Here is a 23,138-nt window from a genome sequence, read left to right as displayed (position 1 = left end):
CTCTATCTTACTCCCACTCGATGGTCGAAGGCGGTTTGGAGCTGATGTCGTAGACTACGCGGTTCACGCCACGCACCTTGTTGATAATGTCGTTCGACACCTTGGCCAGGAACTCGTAGGGCAGACGGGCCCAGTCGGCCGTCATGCCGTCGGTCGAGAGCACGGCACGCAGGGCCACGGCACGCTCGTAGGTGCGCTCGTCGCCCATCACGCCTACCGACTGTACCGGCAGCAGCACCACGCCGGCCTGCCATACCTTGTCGTAGAGGTCGTTGTCGATGAGCCCCTGGATGAAGATGTGGTCGGCATCTTGCAGAATGCGCACCTTCTCGGGGGTGATGTCGCCCAGGATGCGCACACCCAGACCGGGACCAGGGAAGGGGTGACGCCCGATGAGCTTGTTGCTGATGCCCAGCTCGCGGCCCACGCGACGAACTTCGTCCTTGAAGAGCAGGCGCAGGGGCTCTACCAGCTTCAGGTTCATCTTCTCGGGCAGACCGCCCACGTTGTGGTGCGACTTGATGGTCATGCCGGTAATCGAGAGCGACTCGATCACGTCGGGGTAGATGGTACCTTGAGCCAGCCACTTGATGTCGGTGAGCTTGCGAGCCTCGCGGTCAAAGATGTCGATGAAGCCCTTGCCGATAATCTTGCGCTTCTTCTCGGGGTCGGTTACCCCTTTGAGCTGTTCGTAGAAATACTCCTTGGCATCGATGCCCAGCACGTTGAGCCCCATATCCTTGTAGTTGGCGAGCACGCTTTCGAACTCATTCTTGCGCAGCAGACCGTTGTCGACAAAGATACAGGTGAGGCGGCTGCCGATAGCCTTGTTGAGCAGTACGGCGGCTACGGTCGAATCGACACCGCCCGAGAGGGCCAGCACCACCTTGTCGTTGCCCAGCTTCTCTTGCAACTGGGCCACCGTGTGTTCGATGAACGAGGCGGGAGTCCAGTCCATGTTGCAGTGGCAGATGTCGCGCACGAAGTTGGTGAGCAACAGGGTACCGTCTTCGCTGTGGTATACCTCGGGGTGGAACTGTACGCCCCAGGTCTGCTCGCCCTCGATGTGGAAGGCGGCGGTCTTCACCTCGTGGGTGCTGGCCACGAGTTTGAACGACGGGGGGATGACCGTGATGGAGTCGCCGTGCGACATCCACACCGTAGAGTTCTCGCGCATGCCGTGCATGAGGGGGTCGCTGTCGTCGTGCCAGGCCAGATTGGCGCGCCCGTATTCGCGGGTATCGGCCGACTCGACCTTACCGCCCGAGGTGTGGGCCAGGAACTGCGCTCCGTAGCAGACGCCGAGCACGGGATAGACACCGCGGATACGGCTCAAATCCACAAAGAGTGCCTGAGGGTCGTTCACCGAATAGGGACTTCCCGAGAGAATCACACCCTTGATGCCCTCGTCGCCAAAGGGGAACTTGTTGTAGGGCAAGATTTCGCAGTAGGTATTCAGCTCCCGCAAGCGGCGGGCGATAAGCTGAGTGTACTGGGATCCGAAATCGAGAATAATAATCTTTTCCTGCATAATCGTAGGTCTTTATGTGTGTTGTATATGGTTGTTCATAATCTTTTCGCGTGTCAGTTGCTTGATGTTGTCGGGCTCGCCGGCCAGCCAGATGACGTCGTGAGCCTCGAAACGGATTTGACCGTCGGGCTGGTGGAAGGTACCGTCGGCCCGCTCGATGCCCACAATGAGGCAGTTGTTCTGGTTGCGGATGTTGAGCGACGAACTGGTCTGCCCGATCAGGGGCGAATCGTCGGGCACCACCACATGGGTGAAGGTCACCTCCTTGGCTTCGCTTTCGTCGTCGGTCGAGGCACTGCCCTCGACTACGGCGAGCAACGACTGTATCTGGTCGTCGGTACCGATTACCCCGATGGTGTCGCCGGGGAAGATGCGGGTCTCGCCCTTGGGTATGTTGATGCGTTTCGTTCCGCGCTGGATACTCACCACGTTCACGCCATACTCCTTGCGCAGGTTCGAGTCCATGAGCCGACGACCGGCAAAGGGACAATCGGCATTCACGTCCATATAGGCCAGGTGCATGTCGCTCACCAGGCTGGTATTGCGGCCGGTCTTGCGCAACTCGCGCTCGTTGAGGTTGTCCATAAAGATGGTCTCGATGCGCATGAACTGCTTCTGGATACGCTTCGACAGCAAGATGAGCACCACGATAAAGATACCCAACCCCAACAGTACCCCGGTGCGTTGCGAGTGTACGCTCGAGAGGTAATAGATGACGAAGAAGAGAGCCAGCAGGATGCGGAAGACAATCATCAGCGTGAGCGGTACCCGGTTGGCCCGCCCCTCGCCCAGTTTTCGGATAAGGCTCATGTTTACCTCTTTCACCATGAGAGCCCACAGGAAGGGCGACATCGCAACCAGTGTCACCACAGCGGCAATAGCCCGTCCCCAGTCGGGCAGAATATCGAGCATGAGAGGCATGAACCACGATTTCGAAATAAGTATAATAGCCACAATGATGGCCGAATAGAGCACTACCCGCCACAGGTATTGGGCAAGCGCCTCTTTCCACACCGCCTTGTGGGGCTTGATTTCGGTTCGGCTCTGACTGTACCGATCGATGGCCGTAAGCCATTTTTCGGGCAGATGACGCTCTACCCACCCATAGGCCGGGTCGGCCAAGCGTATGCAGTAGGGGGTGAGGAAGGTGGTGATGACCGAGACGGCTACCACAATGGGGTAAAGAAACTTGTCAATCACATTCAACGACATACCCAACGAGGCGATGATAAAGGCAAACTCGCCGATTTGCGAGAAGCTGAAACCCGACTGCATCGCGATTTTGAGCGACTGGCCCGAGGCCAGCATACCCACCGTGCCGAAGAATACCTGCCCCACGATAACCACCAGCGACAGCAGGCAGATGGGCAGGGCATATTGGCTCAAGGCATCGGGACTCACAAGCATGCCCACCGACACGAAAAAGATGGCGCCGAAGAGGTCTTTGACCGGGCCCACCACCTTGCCGATGCGTTCGGCTTCGTTGGTCCCCGCCAGAATCGAGCCCATGACGAAGGCACCCAGTGCCGACGAAAAGCCTACGTAAGTGGCCAGTACCACCATACCCAGACAGAGGCCCATCGAAACAATCAGCAGGGTCTCGTCGTTCAGGAACCGGCAAGCCTTCTTCAGAAAGAGCGGCAACACGGCTATTCCCACGACAAACCAGATGATGAGGAAGAATACCAGCTTGGCAATGCTCTCGATCAGTTCGGCACCCTCAAAAGAGTTTTTCACCGCAATCGACGAGAGAATCACCATCATCACCACGGCAAACAAGTCCTCGACGATGAGCACACCGAATACCAAATTGGCAAAGGCTTTCTTCCGAAGGTTCAAATCGGTGAAAGCCTTGATGATAATCGTCGTGGACGACATGGAGAGCATGGCGCCCAGAAATACACTGTCGAGATAGGTAAAGTGCAGCAACCGCCCGGCGCCGTAGCCCACGAGCATCATGCCCGCCACCACGACCAACGCCGTAATCACGGCCGACGAACCCACCTGGAACAACTTCTTGAAACTAAACTCCAACCCCAGCGAAAACAAGAGTACGATAATACCCAGTTCGGCCCACAGGTTGATGTCGGCCTCATCGACAATCGTCGGGAAAAATCCGAAATTGGGCCCCACCAGAAAACCGGCCACGATGTAACCCAGGACAACGGGCTGTTTCAGTTTCTTGAACAGTAAGGTCACTACCCCGGCTACAATCAAGATAAGCGCCAAATCGGTGATGAGTGAATCCAAACCTCCCATAATCAAATTTCGTTTTGCAGAGAAATATATTCAGTTCGATAGAGAGCGCGCATGCGGGCAAAGAGCGTGATAAAGTCGGTTGTCGAGCGGGCCAGCACGACAAACTTCAGGTCGGTCTTCTGCCCCCCGTAGTCATACTCGACCAGCACGTTGTGCAGCGCCACATTATATTGCTCCAACAACTGTTTATAGCGTTCCAGATCTTCCACAATCTCGCCAGCACGCAGGTGGATGATGCGCCCCTCCCAATCGAGTTTGGCGTGCCGCTCGTACTGCTCGAGGCTCACCAGCGTAAACAGGATAAGCACCGTAGAGATGACGGCAACCCAGTAGAGCCCTACCCCCACGGCCAGACCCAGAGCGGCCACCATCCAGATGCCCGCGGCGGTAGTCAATCCCCGCACCGAACCCTTGGTCTGGATTATGGCACCGGCACCCAGGAAACCCACACCCGTAATCACCTGCGCAGCCACCCGGCCGGGGTCGCCGTTTTTCAAACCCAAATAGACTTGTGGAATATAAATCGACACAATCATCGCCAGCGTCGCCCCCATCGAAATCAGGGCAAAGGTGCGGGCTCCGGCCACCTGGCCCTTGCGCTTCCGCTCAAAACCGACGATACCACCCAGCAACAGACTCAGCGCCAGCTTGAATACGGCCGAGGTGGCTGTCACCTCTGTGTCTGAAATCGTTGCCAGAAAATCTTCGAAGATATTCATATCTTACTTTTTAACTGTACAAAGATAGAAAAAGGTGAGAGCAGAGGCAAGTAGAAGAGCAAGTTTTCAACCATTTTTTCAATACCTTATAAAGAGTTTCATTCTACCCCCAAAAAGTCGCTACCCCTAAAAACAAAAGAGGCGACAACCCCGCGGGTCATCGCCTCTCGTTTATCTCGATATATGTCGTTTACTGTACACCCGAAGTGGTTACTTCCGACGAAATCTTCTTTACCAAACCTTGCAGTACGGCACCGGGACCTACCTCGATGAAGGTATCGGCACCGGCAGCAATCATGTTTTGAACCGATTGCGTCCAACGTACGGGAGCGGTCAACTGAGCGATCAGGTTCTTCTTGATCTCATCGGGGTCGGTCTGCGGTTGAGCGTTCACGTTTTGATAAACGGGGCACTTGGGCGTGTGGAAGTTGGTGTGAGCGATAGCGTCGGCCAATTCGGCACGAGCGGGCTCCATCAGCGGCGAGTGGAAGGCACCACCCACTTTCAGCGGGAGGGCACGTTTGGCGCCGGCGGCTTTCATCAGTTCGCAAGCCTTGTTGATGCCTTCAATGCTACCCGAAATCACAATCTGTCCCGGGCAGTTGTAGTTGGCGGCTACACAAACTTCGCCTTCGGCGGCTACCGATGCGCAGATTTCTTCTACTTTCGCATCCGGCAGGGCAATGATGGCTGCCATGGTAGAGGGATGAGCTTCGCAAGCCTTCTGCATGGCCTGAGCACGAGCCGAAACCAGACGTACACCGTCTTCAAACGAGAGAGCACCGGCAGCTACCAGAGCCGAGAACTCACCCAGCGAGTGACCGGCAACCATGTCGGGGTCGAAGGCGTCGCCCATCGTCTTGGCCAGAATGACCGAGTGCAGGAAGATGGCCGGCTGAGTAACCTTGGTTTGACGCAGGTCCTCGTCGGTACCGTTAAACATCAGGTCGGTGATATTGAATCCCAATATCTCGTTGGCCTTATCGAACATCTCTTTGGCTACGGGGTTGTTCTCGTAGAGGTCTTTACCCATGCCTACGAATTGGGCCCCTTGTCCGGGAAATACAAATGCTTTCATTTCTATTGTTTTTAATTACGGAAATTTTTCCTTATTCCAAAATTGCTGCAAAGTTAATCATTTTATCAGTAACAGCAAACTTTTACAAATCAATATCTTTTTTAACCGGGAGAATAATCGTAAACAGACATCCTCCCCACCTCCATGCAAAAGAATTACGTCGCGCCTAACCCCGACAACAGCCATGTGCCGGGAGACAGATTGTACCACCAACGAAATCTACCTCTGCAACCGAACCTATTCGTGAGCCGATGTGTTAATCAATTTTGATATGGATTTGTTGTATTATACAAATATTCTTTCTTATTTTGTTCCGTAAACACTAAACTGGTATACAAAAATGAATACACTCTCTGCAATATTGCTGCTTTTTGGTAACTTGGGAACGACCGAAATAATTATAATCCTGATTATATTTTTGCTTTTATTCGGCGGTAAAAAGATTCCCGAACTGATGCACGGTCTGGGCAAAGGCGTGCGCAGTTTCAAAAAGGGCATGAACGAACTCGAAGACGAAATAAACTCCACTCCCGCCCCCGACAGCAAAGAGAAGACCAAAGAACTGCCCAAGGAGGGAAACAAATAAATACGACGGCTTTGCTACTACCCGTCGGGCACATCGGTAAAAATCGAACTTTGTCGCCGTGCGGTTCTCACACTGCAGGCCGAACTGTTGTATTTGTATGAGCAACGAACTGAAAGAGATGAGTTTTTGGGAACACGTTGAAGACCTGCGTAAGGTTATCTTGCGTTCGGTCGGAGCTATCGTCGTGTTGGCTGTCGTCTTTTTCACCCTCATGCCCTATATCTTCGACAGCATTATTCTGGCTCCCTGCCACTCCGACTTCATTCTGTACCGATGGCTCTGCGCACTCAACCAGCACATGGCTATTTTGCCCGACTTTTGCAACGACCAGTTCGAGGTCAAACTCATCAACATACAACTGGCCTCGCAGTTCTTTATTCACATGAGCACCTCCATGTGGCTTGCCCTGCTGGTGGCTTTTCCTTACATCATCTATGAACTGTGGACTTTCATCAGTCCCGGACTCTATGCGGGCGAGAAACGTCACGCCCGGGGTGCCTTCCTGGCCGGGAACATCATGTTTTTCATCGGTATTGCCGTCGGCTATTTTCTGGTATTCCCCCTCACCCTGCGGTTCCTGGCCGAGTATCAGGTGAGCGAAATGGTACCCAACCAGATTTCGCTCGACTCTTACATGAACAACTTCCTTACGCTCAACTTCGTCATGGGGTTGGTCTTCGAGTTGCCGCTCCTCTGCTGGCTGCTCTCGAACATGGGACTCATCTCGCGGCAATTCTTCAAGACTTACCGCCGCCACGCCATCGTCATTCTGCTCATTCTGGCCGCCTTTATCACCCCCTCGAGCGATCCCTTCACCCTTTCGGTCGTATTCATCCCGCTCTATGCTCTCTACGAAATCAGTGCCTGGGTGGTGAAACCCACCCCCAAAGAGGAGGAAGAGGAGGATGACAACGAGAACTCTCCCGCTTAAAACCAATCTCTGAAAGCTGGCACACGGGCCTTGCTGATGATGACCTTCTCGGTCGTAGGGGGTGTGAGTTGCAGCACCATGCGCCCGCCAAACCAGAGGCTCACGCCGGTAACAGCCTTGTGGGCAATGATGTATTGCCGGTTGGCCCTGAAAAAGTGGCGGGGGTTGAGCTGTTCGGCCAACTCGTCGAGAGTTTGCTGAAAGTCGAATGTCTCGCCCGACTGCATCACGGCCTTGACCGAACCGCCATCGATATAGAAATAGCTGATTTGCTCCACACTCACGGGCACGAAGCGGTCGCCCTTGACGGGGACCAGGAAGTGGGTTTTGTAACTCTCCTCCCGCTTCAAGGCCCGCATCACCGCCTGCAGGTCGGCAGCCGGTTGCGGGGTGCCGCCCAGCATCTTCAGTTTGTCGATGGCCTTCTGCAGGTCGCCGCTGCCGATGGGTTTCAACAAATAGGCGATGCTGTTCACCCGGAAAGCCTGCAAGGCATACTCGTCGTAGGCGGTGGTAAAGATGATGGGACAGGTGATGTCGATATGCTCGAAGATGCCGAAGGCCGACCCGTCGGCCAGGTGTATATCCATGAATACCAGCTCGGGCATGGGATGAGCGGCAAACCACTCCAGCGCACCGGTCACACTGTCGGTCTCGCCTACGATGTCAAACTCGGCATCGACCTCTTTCATGGCCGCCTTCAGGTTGCGCAGGGCCGCTTTTTCGTCTTCTATAATCAAGGTCTTCATATCAACGGCAAAGTTACTTTAAAGTTTTTCTCGCTCTCCTCGATGGTGATGTCGCGCCCGAAAAGCAAGCGGTAGCGCTTGGAGAGGTTGGCCAGCCCGATGCAGGTACTGCTGCTGTCGGTCAGTTTGGGTTGCAGGCGGTTGCTCACACACAGTCCGTCGCCCTCGGCACCGATGCGTATGGTGAGCGGGTTGCGGTTGCTGATTTCGTTGTGTTTCACCGCATTTTCGACCAGCATCTGCACCGCCATCAGCGGCACTTGACGCTGCATCAAGACTTGCGGAATGTCGATGTCGAAGTGCAGGTTATCCTCATAGCGCATCTGCAGCAGATAGATGTACGACTGCACGAAGTCCATCTCCTCCCGCAGGGTGACGGTGTGCGTCTGGTTGTCGTGCAGCGTGTAGCGCATCACTCGCGAGAGCTCCTGCAGATAGTTCTGCGCCTTGTCGGGCGACTCCCGGATGAGCGAATAGAGCGTGTTGAGCGAGTTGAAGAGCATGTGCGGGTTGAGCTGGCTCTTCAAGGCCTCGTACTGGTTGACGAGATTTTCGGTGCGCAACTGTTCGTTCTCGAGCAACATGCGCTGGCTGCGTCGACTCTGGTGGTCCAAATAACTGGTGCCCGTAACGATACAGGCAATGAGTATGTCGCGCAACGGATGCAGGTAGTGATGCAACATGGCCGTGATGGCCGGGACTCCGAAATGTTCATGGGCATAAACAAAACCTTTGCCCAACAGATTACAGGCTACCAGCGTAACGACAAAGGTCACCGCCACCCGCCGCCAGCTCAACTCGGCCGCCGGCTTGTTGAGCCTCATCATCCCGATATTCAGGAAGAACAGCAGCACGGTAGAGAGATAGGTAAACAGTATCTCGTAACTGACGTTGGCCCAATGCACATCGGGGAAGAGGCGGCTGCCCGCCTCGGGCTCGGAGAGCGCAATCAGCTCGGGCAGGTGCATGAGGAATGCCACCAGAATGGAGATGGCATTCATCATCAGGAGGAATCGCTTATGGATGTGAAACAACTTCATGCCCCAAAGTTATCATTTTTTATCCGTAATCGTGGCAGCCACATACATTCCCGGTCTGAAATTGGAGTAGGGTTGCAGAATGCGGGCATAGACCTTGATGGAACGGTTGACGTTGTCGACCATCTGGTCTACCGAAACAAGCTCGGCCGAGAAGGTGGTATCGGGCATGCCGTTGACCTTGAAGGTGAAGCGGGTACCCGGCTGCAGTTTGTTCAGGTCTTTTTCGTAGGCCGTCAGCTGCAACATGGGGTTGTTCTTGTCGATGACGTCGCAAACAGGCTCACCTGCAGCAAAATACTTGCCGGCGTTGATGTCCATGTTGGTCACATAGCCGTTGCGCGGAGAGCGTACCTCCAGATAGGTGCGTATGCCTTTCCGGTTCAGCGACGCCGTGTCGGTACCCAGCAGGGCAAGTTGTGCGGCAGCCGCCTCCATGCGGCTCTTCATCGACAGGTAGTCGGCCTTGCTCTGTTGCAGACGCTTGAGCGAAGCCGATTCGCCCGATACCAGACGTTGCTGACGCTCATACTCCTTCTTGAGATATTCGGCCTGAGCAGCGGCATCGAGATAGGATTGCTGGAGCTCGATATAGGCCGGATTGGCCAGCGTAAGAATCACCTCGCCCTTGCTCACATACTTGCCGGGCAAGACCCGAATATCCTGCACCGAACCGCCCATGCTCAGCGTGACGGTGACGTGATTTTGCGGCGGCATCACGATAATGCCGTTGAACGACGGCGGATTGGAGACGTTGGTGGCCCCGCTCACGCCATCGACCTTAGGGATCTGGGCACTGTCGCCCGAGGCTTGTGCCACGGTGTCGGCCGGAGCAGCCGACCCGGCCGACGGAGTCGACGAATTTGAACACGATACGGCCAGCAAGGCAAGGGCCACGTAAATCATTCGTTGTTTCATCAGGTTCATTCTGTTATTCATTGTTCTTTGAGTTTTTGAGGTTGGGTAATTAAAGGGGGTGAACCGGCGGCTCACTCGGTATAGAGTTCGAGCTCGAGCACGGTGATATTGTAGGCATATACCGTTTCGATGTAGCCCCGGCGTATTTCGCGGGCGGCATTCAAGCTCTGGATAAATTCGCTAATGTCGGTTTCGTTCTCCTGGAATTTCTTGACGGCACTGTTTTGCAGGGCCTCGGCCTCCTTGACGGCAGCCTGCTGGTAGTAGAGCAGACGCTCGCGCTGGCGCACCAACTGGTTCTGCAGTTCGCTCACCCGGTTGGAGAGCTGGCGGCGATTGTCCTCGGCCTGCCAGTTGGCAATCTGCAGGTTGATGCGGGCCTGCTTGGCCCGGCTTTGCTGCGGAAAGAAGAGTATGGGGAACGATACGCCCACCATCCACGAGTTCAGGCCCGAGAGGGGGGCTATCTTCTGGCGCACATAACCAACCGAAATTTCGGGGAAGAAGCGGCTGCGCTCGATTTTCAGCATGTCCCGCTTCTCCTGTACCTGGGCACTGAAGTAGTCGAGATGACGCGACGAGAGCGACAGGCCGTCGGTCTGTATCTGCATCACGGCCAGCGAGGTATCGGCCGGCAACAGGGCCTCGTCGCTGTAACAGGTCCAGGCAAACCGGCGCTCGGCCAGGTTCAACTCTTCCGAAGCCTCCATCCAACGGGTGTGCAGGTCGGTGGCCAGGGCCGTAATCATGTTGCGCTCGGCCAGGTCGATGTCGCCCTGCTGGTAGCGTTGCTCGCCGCTGTTCCGCAACTGCTCGGCCAGCTCCTTCTGCCCCCGATAGAGGGCGTCGACGTGGTAGGCATACTGGTAGTAGGCCCATGCCCGTTTCACCTCGGCCGTAATCTCTTTCTTCACCATGTCGCGGTAGCTCTCGCCCTTGCTTATCTGCGTATTGGCCAGGGCGTTTTTGTAGAAGGGGGTGAGCAGCGAGCCGAGCGACTGCTCGATCGACAGCTCGTTGTCCTTGCTGCTCTCGCCGTTCAGTTGCCCCCAGGAGTAGCTGAACGAGGTGCTGCCACCGTCCCAGGCTTCGCCCTTTGTGACGCGGGCCAGGGAGATTTCCGACTCGGCCATCTTCAACCGCGGGTTGTTGCTCTGGGCCATCTCGATGGCCTGCTCCATCGTCACGGTCTGCTGGGCCTGTGCGGCAGGCACGAAGGCTATCAGCAAAGCCAGACCCAAAGCAGCCTTACGGAGAGAGCGGCGACTCTTCCGGCGCAGCCGTTTGGCGGCCAGGATGCTCACGATACGGTAAAATGCGGGGATAATGATGAGCGTCAGGGCGGTCGAAACAATCAAGCCACCAATCACTACCGTGGCCAACGGGCGCTGTACCTCGGCACCGGCCGACTTGGCTATGGCCATCGGCACGAAGCCCAGCGAAGCTACCAGACCGGTAAGGAATACCGGGCGCAACAGGTGCGGGCAGCCCTCGGCAATGATGCGGCTGGTCGTCAAGGGATACCGGGTACGCTTGCGTATGTCGTTGAAGTGGTTAATCATGAGGATACCGTTCAGCACCGCCACACCGAAGAGGGCAATGAACCCGACACCGGCCGAGATGCTGAAGGGGAGGCCGCGCAGCCACAGGGCCACGATACCGCCGATGAGCGAGAGGGGCACGGTAGAGAATACGACCAGCGAATAGGTGATGCTGTGGAAGGCAAAGAAGAGCAACAGCAAGATGAGCATCAGGGCGATGGGGATAACCACCGTGAGGGTGCTGATGGCATTTTGCAGGTTCTCGAACTGGCCGCCATACTCGAAGTAGTAGCCGGGCTTGAGTTTCACGTTCTTGTCGAGCGACTCTCTGATCTGGTTCACCACCTGCTGAATATCGGCATCGCGCACATTCACACCGATAACCACGCGTCGCTTGGTGGCGTCGCGGTTGATTTGCAGGGGGCCGTTTTCCAGCTCGATGCTGGCCACCTCGCTGACGGGGAGCTGTATGTTGTCTTTCGTGCGGACAAAGAGCTTGTCGATGTTCAGGTCGCTCACCTTGTTCTTATCCAGGCGAACCACGAGGTCGAAGCGGCGCTCGTTCTCAAAGACAACCCCGGCCGTCTCGCCCGCATAGGCGGTGCGGATAACGGTATTCAGCTCTTCGATGTCGATGCCGTAGCGGGCAATCTTGGCCCGGTCGAAGTGAATGAGCAACTGGGGCAGACCCATGGCCTGCTCTACCTGCACGTCGGCCGCACCCGGCACCTGCTCGACATAGCGGGCCGCCTCGCGCGCCTTGCTGTACAGCTCGGCCATATCCTCGCCGTAGAGCTTGATGGCAATATCGGCCTTGGCACCGGTCATCAGCTCGTTGAACCGCAGCTGAATAGGCTGGCTGAAGTTGAACTCGGCACCGTCGATCGAGTCGAGGCACTGCTTCATCTTCTCCACCATCTCGGCCCGGCTCGAGGCCGACGTCCATTCGCTGAAAGGTTTCATCACAATCATCACGTCGGCATCCTCAACGGCCATCGGGTCGGTAGGCACCTCGGCCGTACCTATTTTGGCCACTACGTGCTTGATTTCGGGGAAACGCTCCTTGAGCCGTTTCTCGGCCTCGAGCGAAACCTCGATACTCCGGCTCAGCGAGCTACCGGCCGGGAGGGTCATCTGCATGGCGAAATCGCCCTCGTCGAGCGCCGGGATAAACTCGGCACCCAACCGGGTGAAGAGCAGCAACGACAGCACCAAAGCCACGAAGGCGGCGGCCACCGTGCCCCACACATGGGCCTGGCTGAAGCGGAGCGTGCGTCGATAGAGGCGGTTCAACCAGTCGAAGAAGCGGTCGGCAAAGGTCCGCTTCACAGTCATCGTCCGTTTCAGGCAGAGCGACGCCATCATGGGCACATAGGTGAGCGACAGGATAAGGGCGCCGATAATACAGAAGACGAGCGTCTTGGCCATCGGCGTAAAGTATTTGCCCTCGATGCCGCTCAGGGTAAGTATGGGGAAGAATACAATCAGGATAATGAGCACGGCAAAAGTAGCGCTGCGGGCTACACGGCCGGCCCCCTTCTCGACCTCGTCGTTCATCTCTTCACGCGACAGCGTGCGACCGCGCAACTGCCGCCCGTAGAGGTGGGCCAGGATACCCTCCAGAATGACGATGGACCCGTCGACCACAATACCGAAGTCGATGGCACCGAGGCTCATCAGGTTGGCCGAGACGTTGAAGATGCGCATCAGGATAAAGGCAAAGAGCATGGCCAGCGGGATAACCGATGCGACAATCAACCCGGCCCGTACATTGCCCAGGAAGATAATCAGCACCAGAAATACGATGATGGCACCCTCGACCAGGTTGCGAATCACGGTCGAAATATTCCGGTTCACCAGCTCCGAACGGTTCAGATAGGGCTCGACCGACACTCCCTCGGGCAACATCTGCTGCACCTTGGCCACCCGTTTCTCCAGCTCCTTGGTCACCACGTTGGCATTGGCACCCTTGAGCATCATGGCGATACCGCCCACACACTCGCCCTCGCCATCCTTGGTCATGGCACCGAAGCGTTTGGGAGCGCCGAACTGTACACGGCCTATATCGCCGATGTGTATGGGGATACCGCCCCGGTTGGTCACCACAATCTGCTCCACGTCGTGCAGGTCTTTGATCATACCCTCGGAGCGTATGTAGTAGGCGCGGTTTATCTTTTCGATATAGCTGCCGCCCGTATTCTGGTTGTTCCGGCTCAAAGCCTCGAACACCTCGCCTATCGTGATGTTGAGCGAATAGAGAGCGTCGGGGTCGACAGCCACCTCGTACTGCTTCAGATAGCCGCCGAAGCTGTTGATTTCGACAATGCCGGGGATACCCGAAAGCTGACGTTTCACAATCCAATCCTGGATGGTACGCAGCTCCATGGCATCGTAGCGGTCTTCATAGCCCGGCGCCACCTTGAGCACATACTGGTATATCTCGCCCAGACCGGTGGTGATAGGCATCAGCTCGGGAGTTCCCAGTTCCGGCGGGATTTCGCCCGATACCATCTGAATCTGTTCGTTGACCAACTGGCGGGCATCCAGCGTGGGCACATCCTCCTTGAAAACCACCGTCACAAGCGACAGTCCGAAACGCGATACCGAGCGTATCTCCTCGACATTCATCACGTTGCTCATGGCTATCTCGATGGGGAAAGTAATGAGCTGTTCCACCTCTTGCGGGGCCAGCGTGGGCGACACGGTGACAATCTGCACCTGGTTGTTGGTGATGTCGGGCACGGCATCGATGGGCAGCGTCAACATGGAGTATATGCCGCCCGCCAGAAGCAACAGGGTGGTCAGGGCCACAAACAGCTTCCTTCGGATTGAAAAGTGTACGATCTTTGAAAACATATGTGATAGATACTAAATTTATAATCGTTACAAAATTACTACCTCCCTCCTATTTCTCCGACTACTTGCCGGTGAACCGACCAAAATAGGGGTTGAAACGGAAAATCGGCCGGGTGATTTTTCTGCGCCCTCAACTTCTCCGGCCTGTAATCACCGCCCTCTCCCCTTCCCGACCGACAAAACTCGACGAATACCACAAGGGGCCGCATCGCCTGTCGGCGATACAGCCCCTTGACTGGATGCAACATGTAACCCGTGTTATGCCGGGTGATGGCGGGTATCAGAACCGAAATACAATCCTATACCAGTATTGTGCTACTCCCCTCATCCGGGGAACTTATCCATCAACCGCTCAAGCCGGCCGATGAGTTCGTGGCCGAGGGCGGTTTTCTCCTCGATGTGGCGGCAGACCATCTGGACGAAGGGGTCACTCTCGAACTGGCCCCGCACCTGCTCGAAGTCGCCGTCGCGCTGGCTGACCGAACCGTCGACACCGAAGCCGATGCGCGAAACCATAGAGAACTCCTTGCGGGCATCGTCGTAAAGCAGACGGTCGAGCTCGACCACCGACTCGTTCCACTGCCGCACGATGGTAACAATGTCCTGCGGGGTGAACCGGTCGACACTCTTCCCATACCAGCGGCTCATCTGCGAGCACACCCAGGTCCACTCCATGTCGTAGTAGCGGCGGTGCAGGTCGCGGAAGTCGGCTTCGGCCTGCTCGAGGGTGTAACGGTTGTCACCAACGATGCGGTCGATTTCGGCCTCGACGGCCTGTTTGGGCAGGATAAGTCCCGCCAGATCCACCCACTCGCCCAAGCCCAGCGGGTCGGTAGGTTGCAGCCTGCGGTGCAGGTCGGCGATGTCGGCGAAGGGAGCACCCTCGAGACGCTTGATGATGGAGTTGCCCATGAACTTGTGCACGGCCAGCGTGTAGAGGTGTATCCCCTTCTCGAGCGACCTGTGCCTGATGGTGGTACTCTGGAACGAGTAGCTCTCGGAGGTTTCGCCCGAGGTCTGCTTGAGCCCCTGCAGGGTGTCGATGCCTTGCAGCATCTTCTGGATGGTATAGGGGCTGAGCAAGTTGAAGTTGATGCAGTCGAGCTTGTCGGGGTCGGTGCGGCGGTCGCGCTTGGGCCACTTCTGGGCATCGCGTATGGTGCCCACGCTCTTGAGGTTGGCCCCCGGCACGAGGTAGGAGTGCTTGCCGTGCTCGATCAGGTAGGAGAAGGGCATACCCGAGGTATCGGGGTGGTTGACGTGCCTCCCCATGATGAGCGAGAAGGCCCCTATCCTGGCGGGCCACAGCATGTAGGAGTCGCTGGTGGTCTTCGACCCGCGCTCGACCACACCCTGGTGGATGGGCCCCAGCTTGTACATGTGGTTGCTCTGATTCGACCCGCTGCCGGCGTTCAGGAACGAGAACATGCCGGCAATGAGCAGACTCGACTTGTGCATGGTCACCGTGTAGGGGCCGGCAAAGATGGCGCAGGCCTCGCCGTTCTCGCCCTGGCAGTTGCTGAAGAAGAGCGAGTCGTGGGCCGAGAAGAGGTGCGAAAGGTGGCAGGCTTGCCCCACGAAGCAGCGCGACAGCACCGCGCCGTCGCTCACACAGGCGCCCGAACTGATGATGAAGTCTTGTGCGGTGACGTTGGCCCCGATGGTTACGGGGGCCTCGGGGCAACTGTTGATGGTGCCGTTGTCGAGACGCGAGGCGCCGTCGATGCGACAGGCATCGCCGATGCAGAGATTGCGTATCGTCCCCGTGTTGACGATATGCACACCGCGGCCTATGGTGCCGCAGTCGCTCGTCACGGTGGCGGTATAGTCGGCCACCAGCTGCCGGAGCCGCCCGATGAGGTCGGGCCGGTGGCGATACATGGCCATGAGGTAGGCCATCTGTGCCGAGAGCCGGTTGTAGATGGGAACCTCGCGGCCGCCCGTCTCGTTGAGTACCGACACCTCGGTGCCGTTGCCGAAGGAGCTCTCCCCCTCGGTAAGCAGCAGGTTCACGTTCTGGATGTAGCAGTCGTCGCCTATGCGATAGTTGGCGATGTAGTTGGCCACCCCCTCGATGAAGGTGTTGTTGCCAACCGTGCAGTTGTGCAGGGCGACGTGGTACAGCCCGGCACGTCGGGTGAGTCCGCCCGGCAAGGCGAAGTTTTTTTCGAATACCCCCAGTTTCACCTGCCCCGAGAAACGGACATGAGTAACGGTTTCGGGCACGAAGCCTTCGGCTACAAGCACCTGGCTCCAGTCGTCGGCCACGCAACCCTGGGCTGTGAGCCGGCTGATTTCTGAGTCATTGAGTTTACGATAATTCGTCATACTGGCAAAGATTAAGAGGCCGGAGGAGGTAGCCCGGTGAATTATTCAGGCAGAGAGGCGCCCCGGTCAGGAGGCGCCTTCGTCGTCGTTGTTGTCGGTGGCAATCTCGTCGTAGTGCTGGAAGAGGAAGTCGTTGTAGGGGAAACGCGTGGTGTGAATCTCCTTCACACGCTGGTAGAGCAGCGACTTCAGCTCGTCGATGTTGGTCTTGTTGCGGGCCGAGATGAAGATGCAGTTGTCGTGCATCTTGGCCATCCAGGTCTCTTTCAGCTCATCGAGCGAGATGTTTTCGCGGGTGCGCGGAGTGAGGTCGTCGGCCGCCTTCTCGACGTAGGAGAAGGCATCGATTTTGTTGAATACCAGAATCATGGGCTTGTCGGCCGAGTCGCACACCTCTTGCAGGGTCTTGTTCACCACCTCGATCTGCTCCTCGAAAGCCGGGTGCGAAATGTCCACGACGTGGAGCAGCAGGTCGGCCTCGCGAACCTCGTCGAGGGTCGACTTGAACGAGTCGACCAGGTGGGTGGGCAGTTTGCGAATGAACCCTACGGTATCGGAGAGGAGGAAAGGCAGATTGTCGACAATCACCTTGCGCACCGTGGTGTCGAGGGTGGCAAAGAGCTTGTTCTCGGCAAAGACCTCGCTCTTGGCCAGCAGGTTCATCAGGGTCGACTTGCCCACGTTGGTATAGCCCACCAGCGCCACGCGCACCAGTTTGCCGCGGTTTTTGCGCTGGATGCTCTTCTGGCGGTCGATGCTTTTCAGCTCCTCTTTCAGGTGCGAAATCTTGTCGAGGATGATACGACGGTCGGTCTCGATCTGGGTCTCACCGGGACCACGCATACCGATACCACCCCGCTGCCGCTCGAGGTGCGTCCACAAGCGGGTAAGCCGCGGCAGCAGATACTGGTATTGCGCCAGCTCGACCTGCCGTTTGGCGTTGGCCGTCTGGGCCCGTTTGGCAAAGATGTCGAGAATGAGGCTGGTGCGGTCGAGAATCTTCACTTGCAGCTCCTTCTCGATGTTCTGCACCTGCTTGGCCGAGAGGTCGTCGTCGAAGATGACCATGCCTATCTCGTTCTCGTCGATGTAGTTCTTGATTTCGGCCAACTTGCCCGCACCGACGAATGTGCGGGAGTTGGGGGTGTCGAGCCGTTGCAGAAACTTCTTCACAGGCTGGGCACCGGCAGTTTCGGCCAGGAAGGCCAGTTCGTCGAGGTATTCGTTAGCTTTCGCCTCGTTCTGGGTGTTGGTAATCAACCCCACCAGAACGGTGCGTTCGGTTTCTTCTTGGGTTAAGATAAATTCTTTCATGCGTTATGCTCCAAAGACCTGCCATGCACATAATGCTTTTCGCCGGGTCTTTGTTTAGTTGTTAAACAGTTTTTCAATCGTGACAATCTGGTAATCGTAAAAGTCGCGGGTGGCAGCATCGGTGGTGACGGCCCGTTTCTGCTTGTAGAGCGTGAGTACCTTTTTGAGGGCTCCGCTCATGTAGGGTGCCATTTCGGCTACCGACATCGAGGGCCCCAGCGTGAAGCGGGTGAACGACTGCTCTTCGGCCTGGTGTGCCATCACGTGGCTGCAGGGAAAGGGAATCCCCTCGAGGTCAACATCGTCGGTCAGGGTCCCCAAATTCACCTTCACCGGAGTTCCCTGCAAATCGGAGTACTGGATGAGCAGCTCGATGGTCTCGCTTTGCAGGTCGCGCTCCACGTCGTTGAGCTTGCGACCCTGGTAGGTGGCCTTGAAGACCTCAGCAATCACGTCGCTGAGGTAGCTCTCGACGGTGTAGTTTTTCACCGGGTCGATGGCTCCACCCTCACGGATGCGGAAGAGGGTAGCCGGTTTGATGAGGCTGGCCGGGAGGGTGCGGTGTATCGAGCTGGCGTAGTTGACGTTGGCTCCGATGCGTTGCAGCAGGTCGGCCGGGGTGAGCCAGTCGCGATAGGTACGGGCCTGGTTGAGCACCCATTTCAGGGCCTTCCGCTGGGTAGCCTTGTCGAGGTAGACATAGGGCAGCGTATCGTCGCCCTGGCGCACCTCGGTATAGAGCACACCGCCGATGTAGGGCACCACGTGGCGCAGGTGGCGGTTGTACTGTTGCACGAGTGCCGAGTATTCGTCGCGTATTGTACGGTAGTCTTTCCCCTCGTCGAAGAGCCATTTCTCGAAATTCTTCACGATAATCTTGAGATTCGATATGGCCATCTCGCCTGCCTTGAAGTGGTCGTTGCTCAGGTCTTCGGTCTGGTCGGTGGGGTCGTAGGTATCGGGGTACTGCTGGGCTCCGAAGGTGTACATGGGGTCGGCCTTCTTCTCGGCTATCCAGCGGTCGAGCGTGGCCACCTCGTCTTGCGGAGTGGCGGCACCGTCAATCAGTCGGTAACCCCAGTTGATGGCGTAGATGTCGTAGACTCCCAGGATGGGCGGGGTGAGCCGCACGCCGCGCTCATAGTCGCCGGGCTGGGCCACGAAGTTGTTGCGGGCATAGTCCATGATACTGGGCGTAGTACCATACTTTTGAGTAAACGAGGGGCTGCGCAGCGAGTCGATGGTGAAGGCGTAGCTGGCTCCCATGTTGTGCATGAGGCCCAGCGTGTGACCAATCTCGTGCGAGGCGACGTAGCGCAGCGATTCGCGCATGACGTCGTTGTCGAAGGTCTCCTGTCTCACCCGCGGGTCTACGGCTCCCGTCTGGGCAAACCGCCAGTTGTGTACCAGCGAGATGACGTTGTGATACCAGATGACATCGGCCGTGAGGATTTCGCCGCTGCGGGGGTCGACATAGCTCGGGCCCATGGCGTTGGCAATATCGGTGACGGCATATTTCACACAGCTGTACCGCATGTCGTCGGGGTCGAAGTCGGGGTCGTTCTTGGGATAGTCGCGGGCCACGATGGCATTCTTGAAACCGGCAGCCTCGAAGGCGGTGTTCCAGTCCTCCACACCTTGCTTCACGATGTCGCGCCACTTCTCGGGGAAGGCACTGTCGACGTAGAAGACAATCGGCTGCTTGGGCTCAACCAGCTCGCCTCTGAAGTAGGCTTCGCGATCCTCGTCCTTCGGTTCGAGCCTCCAGCGGTGGATGTATTGCGTGCGGTCTATGCGGTCCTTGTCGCTCGTGTAGATGTTTTTGGTACTCGAGAAGAAACCCACCCGACGGTCGTAGATACGGGGACGCATGGGTTGCTCGGGCAGAAGTACCAGCGAGCGGTGCATGGTCACGGTGCAGATGTTGTCGCCGGTGAAGCTGAGCACCGAGCGAATCTCGCAGTTCTGCGGGAAACTCTTGGCTCCCAGAATGTAGGAGTTGGCCGAGGTGTAGGTGCCCGTCTTTATCTTGGAAGAGGGATTGCTGGGCATGGGGCTGATAATCTTCTCGTTGGTCTTGAAGAAGTCGCTCATGTCCACCACCACGTCCTTGCCGTTCTTGGCCTCGATTTTGAAGGCCTTGATGATGGGGTCGCCGAAGTTCTTGTCGAACGAAGCAGCAATGGGGTCGTCCTTGTCGATGATGTTGCTATGCTGCACCAGGTGCATGAAGAGCGTCTGCTCGTTCTTGCTGAAGCGAATCATAAAGGGGTCGGTGGTCATCTCGCCGGCCACGAAGAGCTTGGGGTCGGTGGTAGCGGCCACCCGGCTCGAGAGCAGGAAGATGCGGTTCATCAGCGAGTCGGGCACCTCGACCAGCAGTTTGTTTTCGGTGGTCAGATGCAGGGTGAACATGCCCTTCTGCGTCTTGGCTCCCTTGACGAGCTTGTCGTATTTCGACTCTTTGGCGGTCGTATCGGCCACCTGTTCTTTCTTGTTCTCTTTTTTACTTTTCCGTTTGGCGTAGCAATCTGCGGGGGTCACTCCGGCAACGAGGAGGGCCGCAAGCGTCGCCCATACCAGTTTCTTCATATCTCTGTTTTTTGTGTATGCTTCTCTATTGAAGTGCAAAAATAGAGCAAACCGACTGCAGAAACAAGTGACAAGGCGTAAAAAAACTGAATGAGCGTGCAACCTATCCCGCTATTTTAGTGGCCATTCGTTCTTCTTTTAGGGCTTCATACCCCGATGTTCACCTCATCCTCCACAGGCCCAGCCTCGTGTCGCAAAAGGGAAAAACACCGCAGACGGTATCTCCCGCATACCGTGCCGCAGCACGATACGACAGAGACGCCGCATCGGCAGTTGAATGACAAGAAAAACTCGGAAAGGCCCAAGAACCAGACTTTAACGCAGATAGTCGTCGAGCGGAATGTTGTACTTTTTCAGGATGGTCTCGGGGTTGTACGACAACTTGGCCTCGCGCAGACCCGGATCGCCGGCATCGTCCTCACGGTTGATGTACTGCACCTCGGGGTGAGCCTCGACCATCTGTGCCGAGTAGAACAGATTGATGGCTTCGTAGGCACCCACCACCTCCTTACGGGCTTTCTCGATATGCACGACCAGGGTATCGCCCACCACTTCGCCCACCGAGAAGGCGGCAATCTCGCCCCCCACGCGCAGCACACCCCCTTCGAACGGCAATCGGTCATACTCGCGCAGCACTTGAGCCACCATGCTCTCTTCGTAGGCAAACAGCTCGCTGTCTTTGTGATAGGCCTGCATGTAGCGGTCGAAGAAGGCAATCAGTTCGGGCAGGTTCTGCGGCGTGATGGCTTCGTATTGGAAATCGGGATAGGTGCTCTTGAACTTGTTCACCCGGTTGCGCTTCTTGTTGAAGCGGTGCCCCACGAGGGTAGCCAGGTCGGTAGCCCGGTAGAGGTAGTCGCCCCAGTCGGGCAGCTCGGTGATGGGGCAACCATAGAGTTCGGCAATGGCCTGCGCCGCCGGTTCAGGCACGGCCGAGAGGATAAACGGCAACCCGTGCTGGCGACAGTAAGCCCCCAGCAGCGGCAATGAGTCTTTCAAATCGAGACTCCCCACCGGCACGGCAAAAGCGGTGTTTTGCAGATGGTCTTCCTCGCCCCCCTTGATAAAGAGGGTATCGCGGCAGATGGCATACTCGTAACCAAAATAACCGACCCACATATAGATGCCGCCAATCGAGAAGTCGCAAGTGCGGTAGCTTTGTCGGGTCAGGTAAGGTGCTATCTCGTGCAGCGAGTCGAGAGTAATCGGTTTGAATACCAGGTGGCAATCGGTCGTTGCCGGTTGTGTAGATTCGGGGGTGATGCCCGGTCGGGTTGTCTCCATGAGGCTGTTTCTTTACTTAAATGGCTCAGGTTAAGAACGATTCGGTAAAATCGAAAATCGTCTGAGCGACTTCGTTATCGGTCGTTTGTACTATTTTCTCGGTGCAAAAATAGATAAATTTTATTAGTGACATATTTATAAACAATCTATTTTACCCGTTGGTTCCGAAAATTTAAAACTAATAGACATTCTTTTTCATAAAAGACACAATATTCTTGTTCAACATCTCAAATTGATATATAAATATTTGTATTATTAGAAAAATGATATATATTTGCAGAAATTTTGCACTAATTGAATTTGAACTTTAACCTGAAAAAACCAAATGTCACTCATCATTCCTCAACGCTATAAACTCAAACTTCTGCCCGAAACTACCGAGATGGCCATCAAGATGTTGAAAGATGCTTTTCAAGAGCGACTTTCCAAAGCCCTGAACCTGCGCCGGGTCACGGCCCCGCTGTTTGTACTCTCGGGCACGGGGTTGAACGACGACCTCAACGGCAACGAGCGTGCCGTGTCGTTCCCCATCGCCGCCATGGAGGGACGTCGGGCCGAGGTGGTGCACTCGCTTGCCAAATGGAAGCGGGTGAAACTGGGAGCCTACGACATCGCCCCGGGATTCGGACTCTATACCGACATGAATGCCATTCGCACCCACGAAGAGCTAGACAACTTGCACTCGCTCTACGTCGACCAGTGGGACTGGGAGAAGACCATCACCCGCGAAGACCGCAACCTCGAATACCTCAAGGAAACAGTGCGCACCATCTACCGCGTAATCAAGGAGTGCGAGGCCCTCATCTACGAAGAGTTCCCCCACATCACCCCCACCCTGCCCGACGAGATAACCTTTATCCACACCGAGGAGCTGCTGCAACAGTATCCGCACCTCACCCCCAAGGAGCGCGAGGCAGCTGCGGCCCGACGTTACGGGGCAGTGTTCCTCATCGGCATCGGGCAACAACTCAGCGACGGCACCCGACACGACGGCCGCGCCCCCGACTACGACGACTGGACCACCCCCAACAGCGACGGCTACCTGGGGCTGAACGGCGATATTATCCTGTGGAACACCGTGCTGGAAATACCCTTCGAACTTTCGTCGATGGGAATACGGGTCGACAAGGAGGCGCTGCTCCGCCAGCTCGACATCTGTGGTTGCCCCGAGCGGGCACAACTCAATTTCCACCGGGCCCTGCTCCACGACGAACTGCCTCTCTCGATAGGCGGCGGTATCGGGCAATCGCGATTCTCGATGTTTCTGCTCCAGAAAGCCCATATCGGCGAGGTGCAGGCCAGCATCTGGCCCGAAGAGCAGATAGCCGAGTGCGCCCGGCACAACATTCACCTGTTGTAATCGCCCCCACGCTTTCGATTGATAATGAGATTTTTCCATACAACCGTACGAACCC

General features: G+C 56.5%; 15 protein-coding genes. 3 read left to right on the top strand and 12 right to left on the bottom strand.

What is annotated here, in order from left to right; genetic code table 11:
• Positions 1–7 precede the first annotated feature (7 nt).
• The 4 genes from guaA to fabD all read right to left on the bottom strand — a co-directional run bounded on the left by guaA (position 8) and on the right by fabD (position 5,587).
• Positions 8–1,531 (bottom strand): glutamine-hydrolyzing GMP synthase, encoded by a 1,524-nt coding sequence (gene guaA / locus NW211_RS04630; protein WP_258327075.1) that lies wholly within the window; start codon positions 1,529–1,531, stop codon positions 8–10.
• 12 nt (positions 1,532–1,543) lie between these two features.
• Positions 1,544–3,790, bottom strand: coding sequence for a cation:proton antiporter (locus NW211_RS04625; RefSeq protein WP_258327074.1), 2,247 nt, complete (start codon positions 3,788–3,790; stop codon positions 1,544–1,546).
• Between the two features lie 2 nt (positions 3,791–3,792).
• Entirely contained in the window at positions 3,793–4,509 is a 717-nt protein-coding gene (locus NW211_RS04620; RefSeq protein ID WP_258327073.1) for an MgtC/SapB family protein, read from the bottom strand.
• 190 nt (positions 4,510–4,699) lie between these two features.
• A complete protein-coding gene (fabD, locus tag NW211_RS04615; protein ID WP_087408345.1) occupies positions 4,700–5,587 on the bottom strand; it encodes an ACP S-malonyltransferase in 888 nt (295 codons plus the stop codon).
• A gap of 340 nt (positions 5,588–5,927) precedes the next feature.
• Here fabD and NW211_RS04610 point away from each other — a divergent pair, with 340 nt between their 5' ends.
• Entirely contained in the window at positions 5,928–6,173 is a 246-nt protein-coding gene (locus NW211_RS04610) for a twin-arginine translocase TatA/TatE family subunit (protein WP_258327072.1), read from the top strand.
• 97 nt (positions 6,174–6,270) lie between these two features.
• Positions 6,271–7,104, top strand: coding sequence for a twin-arginine translocase subunit TatC (gene tatC, locus NW211_RS04605; protein ID WP_258327071.1), 834 nt, complete (start codon positions 6,271–6,273; stop codon positions 7,102–7,104).
• Here the strand turns inward: tatC and NW211_RS04600 are convergent.
• The 8 genes from NW211_RS04600 to NW211_RS04565 form a co-directional block, all read right to left on the bottom strand.
• Positions 7,101–7,853 carry a LytTR family DNA-binding domain-containing protein gene (locus NW211_RS04600; RefSeq protein WP_258327070.1) on the bottom strand — a complete coding sequence of 251 codons (753 nt, stop codon included), beginning with the start codon at positions 7,851–7,853 and terminating at the stop codon, positions 7,101–7,103. The two genes, tatC and NW211_RS04600, sit on opposite strands and share 4 nt — an antisense overlap.
• Positions 7,850–8,893, bottom strand: a complete 1,044-nt coding sequence (locus tag NW211_RS04595; protein ID WP_258327069.1) for a sensor histidine kinase — start codon at positions 8,891–8,893, stop codon at positions 7,850–7,852. Before NW211_RS04595 ends, NW211_RS04600 begins: the two co-directional genes overlap by 4 nt.
• Before the next feature lie 12 nt (positions 8,894–8,905).
• Positions 8,906–9,829: an efflux RND transporter periplasmic adaptor subunit gene (locus tag NW211_RS04590; protein ID WP_258327068.1), complete on the bottom strand. Its 924-nt coding sequence runs from the start codon at positions 9,827–9,829 to the stop codon at positions 8,906–8,908.
• Positions 9,830–9,879: 50 nt separating this feature from the next.
• Positions 9,880–14,205 (bottom strand): CusA/CzcA family heavy metal efflux RND transporter, encoded by a 4,326-nt coding sequence (locus NW211_RS04585; protein WP_258327067.1) that lies wholly within the window; start codon positions 14,203–14,205, stop codon positions 9,880–9,882.
• Between the two features lie 324 nt (positions 14,206–14,529).
• Positions 14,530–16,533, bottom strand: a complete 2,004-nt coding sequence (locus tag NW211_RS04580) for a DUF4954 family protein (RefSeq protein WP_258327066.1) — start codon at positions 16,531–16,533, stop codon at positions 14,530–14,532.
• 66 nt (positions 16,534–16,599) lie between these two features.
• Entirely contained in the window at positions 16,600–17,847 is a 1,248-nt protein-coding gene (hflX, locus tag NW211_RS04575) for a GTPase HflX (protein ID WP_087408338.1), read from the bottom strand.
• Between the two features lie 54 nt (positions 17,848–17,901).
• Positions 17,902–20,439 carry a zinc-dependent metalloprotease gene (locus NW211_RS04570; RefSeq protein WP_258327065.1) on the bottom strand — a complete coding sequence of 846 codons (2,538 nt, stop codon included), beginning with the start codon at positions 20,437–20,439 and terminating at the stop codon, positions 17,902–17,904.
• A gap of 315 nt (positions 20,440–20,754) precedes the next feature.
• Complete coding sequence (locus tag NW211_RS04565) at positions 20,755–21,723, bottom strand: DUF2156 domain-containing protein (protein WP_258327064.1); 969 nt, start codon at positions 21,721–21,723, stop codon at positions 20,755–20,757.
• Between the two features lie 325 nt (positions 21,724–22,048).
• Here NW211_RS04565 and asnA point away from each other — a divergent pair, with 325 nt between their 5' ends.
• Positions 22,049–23,083: an aspartate--ammonia ligase gene (gene asnA, locus NW211_RS04560; protein ID WP_087408335.1), complete on the top strand. Its 1,035-nt coding sequence runs from the start codon at positions 22,049–22,051 to the stop codon at positions 23,081–23,083.
• Positions 23,084–23,138 lie beyond the last annotated feature (55 nt).

Origin of the sequence: Barnesiella sp. ET7 (assembly GCF_024733785.1) — a bacterium.
In the GTDB taxonomy this organism is placed as follows: Bacteria; Bacteroidota; Bacteroidia; order Bacteroidales; family Barnesiellaceae; genus Barnesiella; species Barnesiella merdigallinarum.
Note: the sequence above shows the minus strand (reverse complement) of the source record. Positions and strands in the feature narration are given on the sequence as shown.

Excerpts from the sequence above, each read along its gene's own strand:
- guaA (WP_258327075.1), bottom strand. The coding sequence starts at position 1,531 with ATGCAGGAAAAGATTATTATTCTCGATTTCGGATCCCAGTACACTCAG.
- NW211_RS04625 (WP_258327074.1), bottom strand. The coding sequence starts at position 3,790 with ATGGGAGGTTTGGATTCACTCATCACCGATTTGGCGCTTATCTTGATT.
- NW211_RS04620 (WP_258327073.1), bottom strand. The coding sequence starts at position 4,509 with ATGAATATCTTCGAAGATTTTCTGGCAACGATTTCAGACACAGAGGTG.
- fabD (WP_087408345.1), bottom strand. The coding sequence starts at position 5,587 with ATGAAAGCATTTGTATTTCCCGGACAAGGGGCCCAATTCGTAGGCATG.
- NW211_RS04610 (WP_258327072.1), top strand. The coding sequence starts at position 5,928 with ATGAATACACTCTCTGCAATATTGCTGCTTTTTGGTAACTTGGGAACG.
- tatC (WP_258327071.1), top strand. The coding sequence starts at position 6,271 with ATGAGCAACGAACTGAAAGAGATGAGTTTTTGGGAACACGTTGAAGAC.
- NW211_RS04600 (WP_258327070.1), bottom strand. The coding sequence starts at position 7,853 with ATGAAGACCTTGATTATAGAAGACGAAAAAGCGGCCCTGCGCAACCTG.
- NW211_RS04595 (WP_258327069.1), bottom strand. The coding sequence starts at position 8,893 with ATGAAGTTGTTTCACATCCATAAGCGATTCCTCCTGATGATGAATGCC.
- NW211_RS04590 (WP_258327068.1), bottom strand. The coding sequence starts at position 9,829 with ATGAATAACAGAATGAACCTGATGAAACAACGAATGATTTACGTGGCC.
- NW211_RS04585 (WP_258327067.1), bottom strand. The coding sequence starts at position 14,205 with ATGTTTTCAAAGATCGTACACTTTTCAATCCGAAGGAAGCTGTTTGTG.
- NW211_RS04580 (WP_258327066.1), bottom strand. The coding sequence starts at position 16,533 with ATGACGAATTATCGTAAACTCAATGACTCAGAAATCAGCCGGCTCACA.
- hflX (WP_087408338.1), bottom strand. The coding sequence starts at position 17,847 with ATGAAAGAATTTATCTTAACCCAAGAAGAAACCGAACGCACCGTTCTG.
- NW211_RS04570 (WP_258327065.1), bottom strand. The coding sequence starts at position 20,439 with ATGAAGAAACTGGTATGGGCGACGCTTGCGGCCCTCCTCGTTGCCGGA.
- NW211_RS04565 (WP_258327064.1), bottom strand. The coding sequence starts at position 21,723 with ATGGAGACAACCCGACCGGGCATCACCCCCGAATCTACACAACCGGCA.
- asnA (WP_087408335.1), top strand. The coding sequence starts at position 22,049 with ATGTCACTCATCATTCCTCAACGCTATAAACTCAAACTTCTGCCCGAA.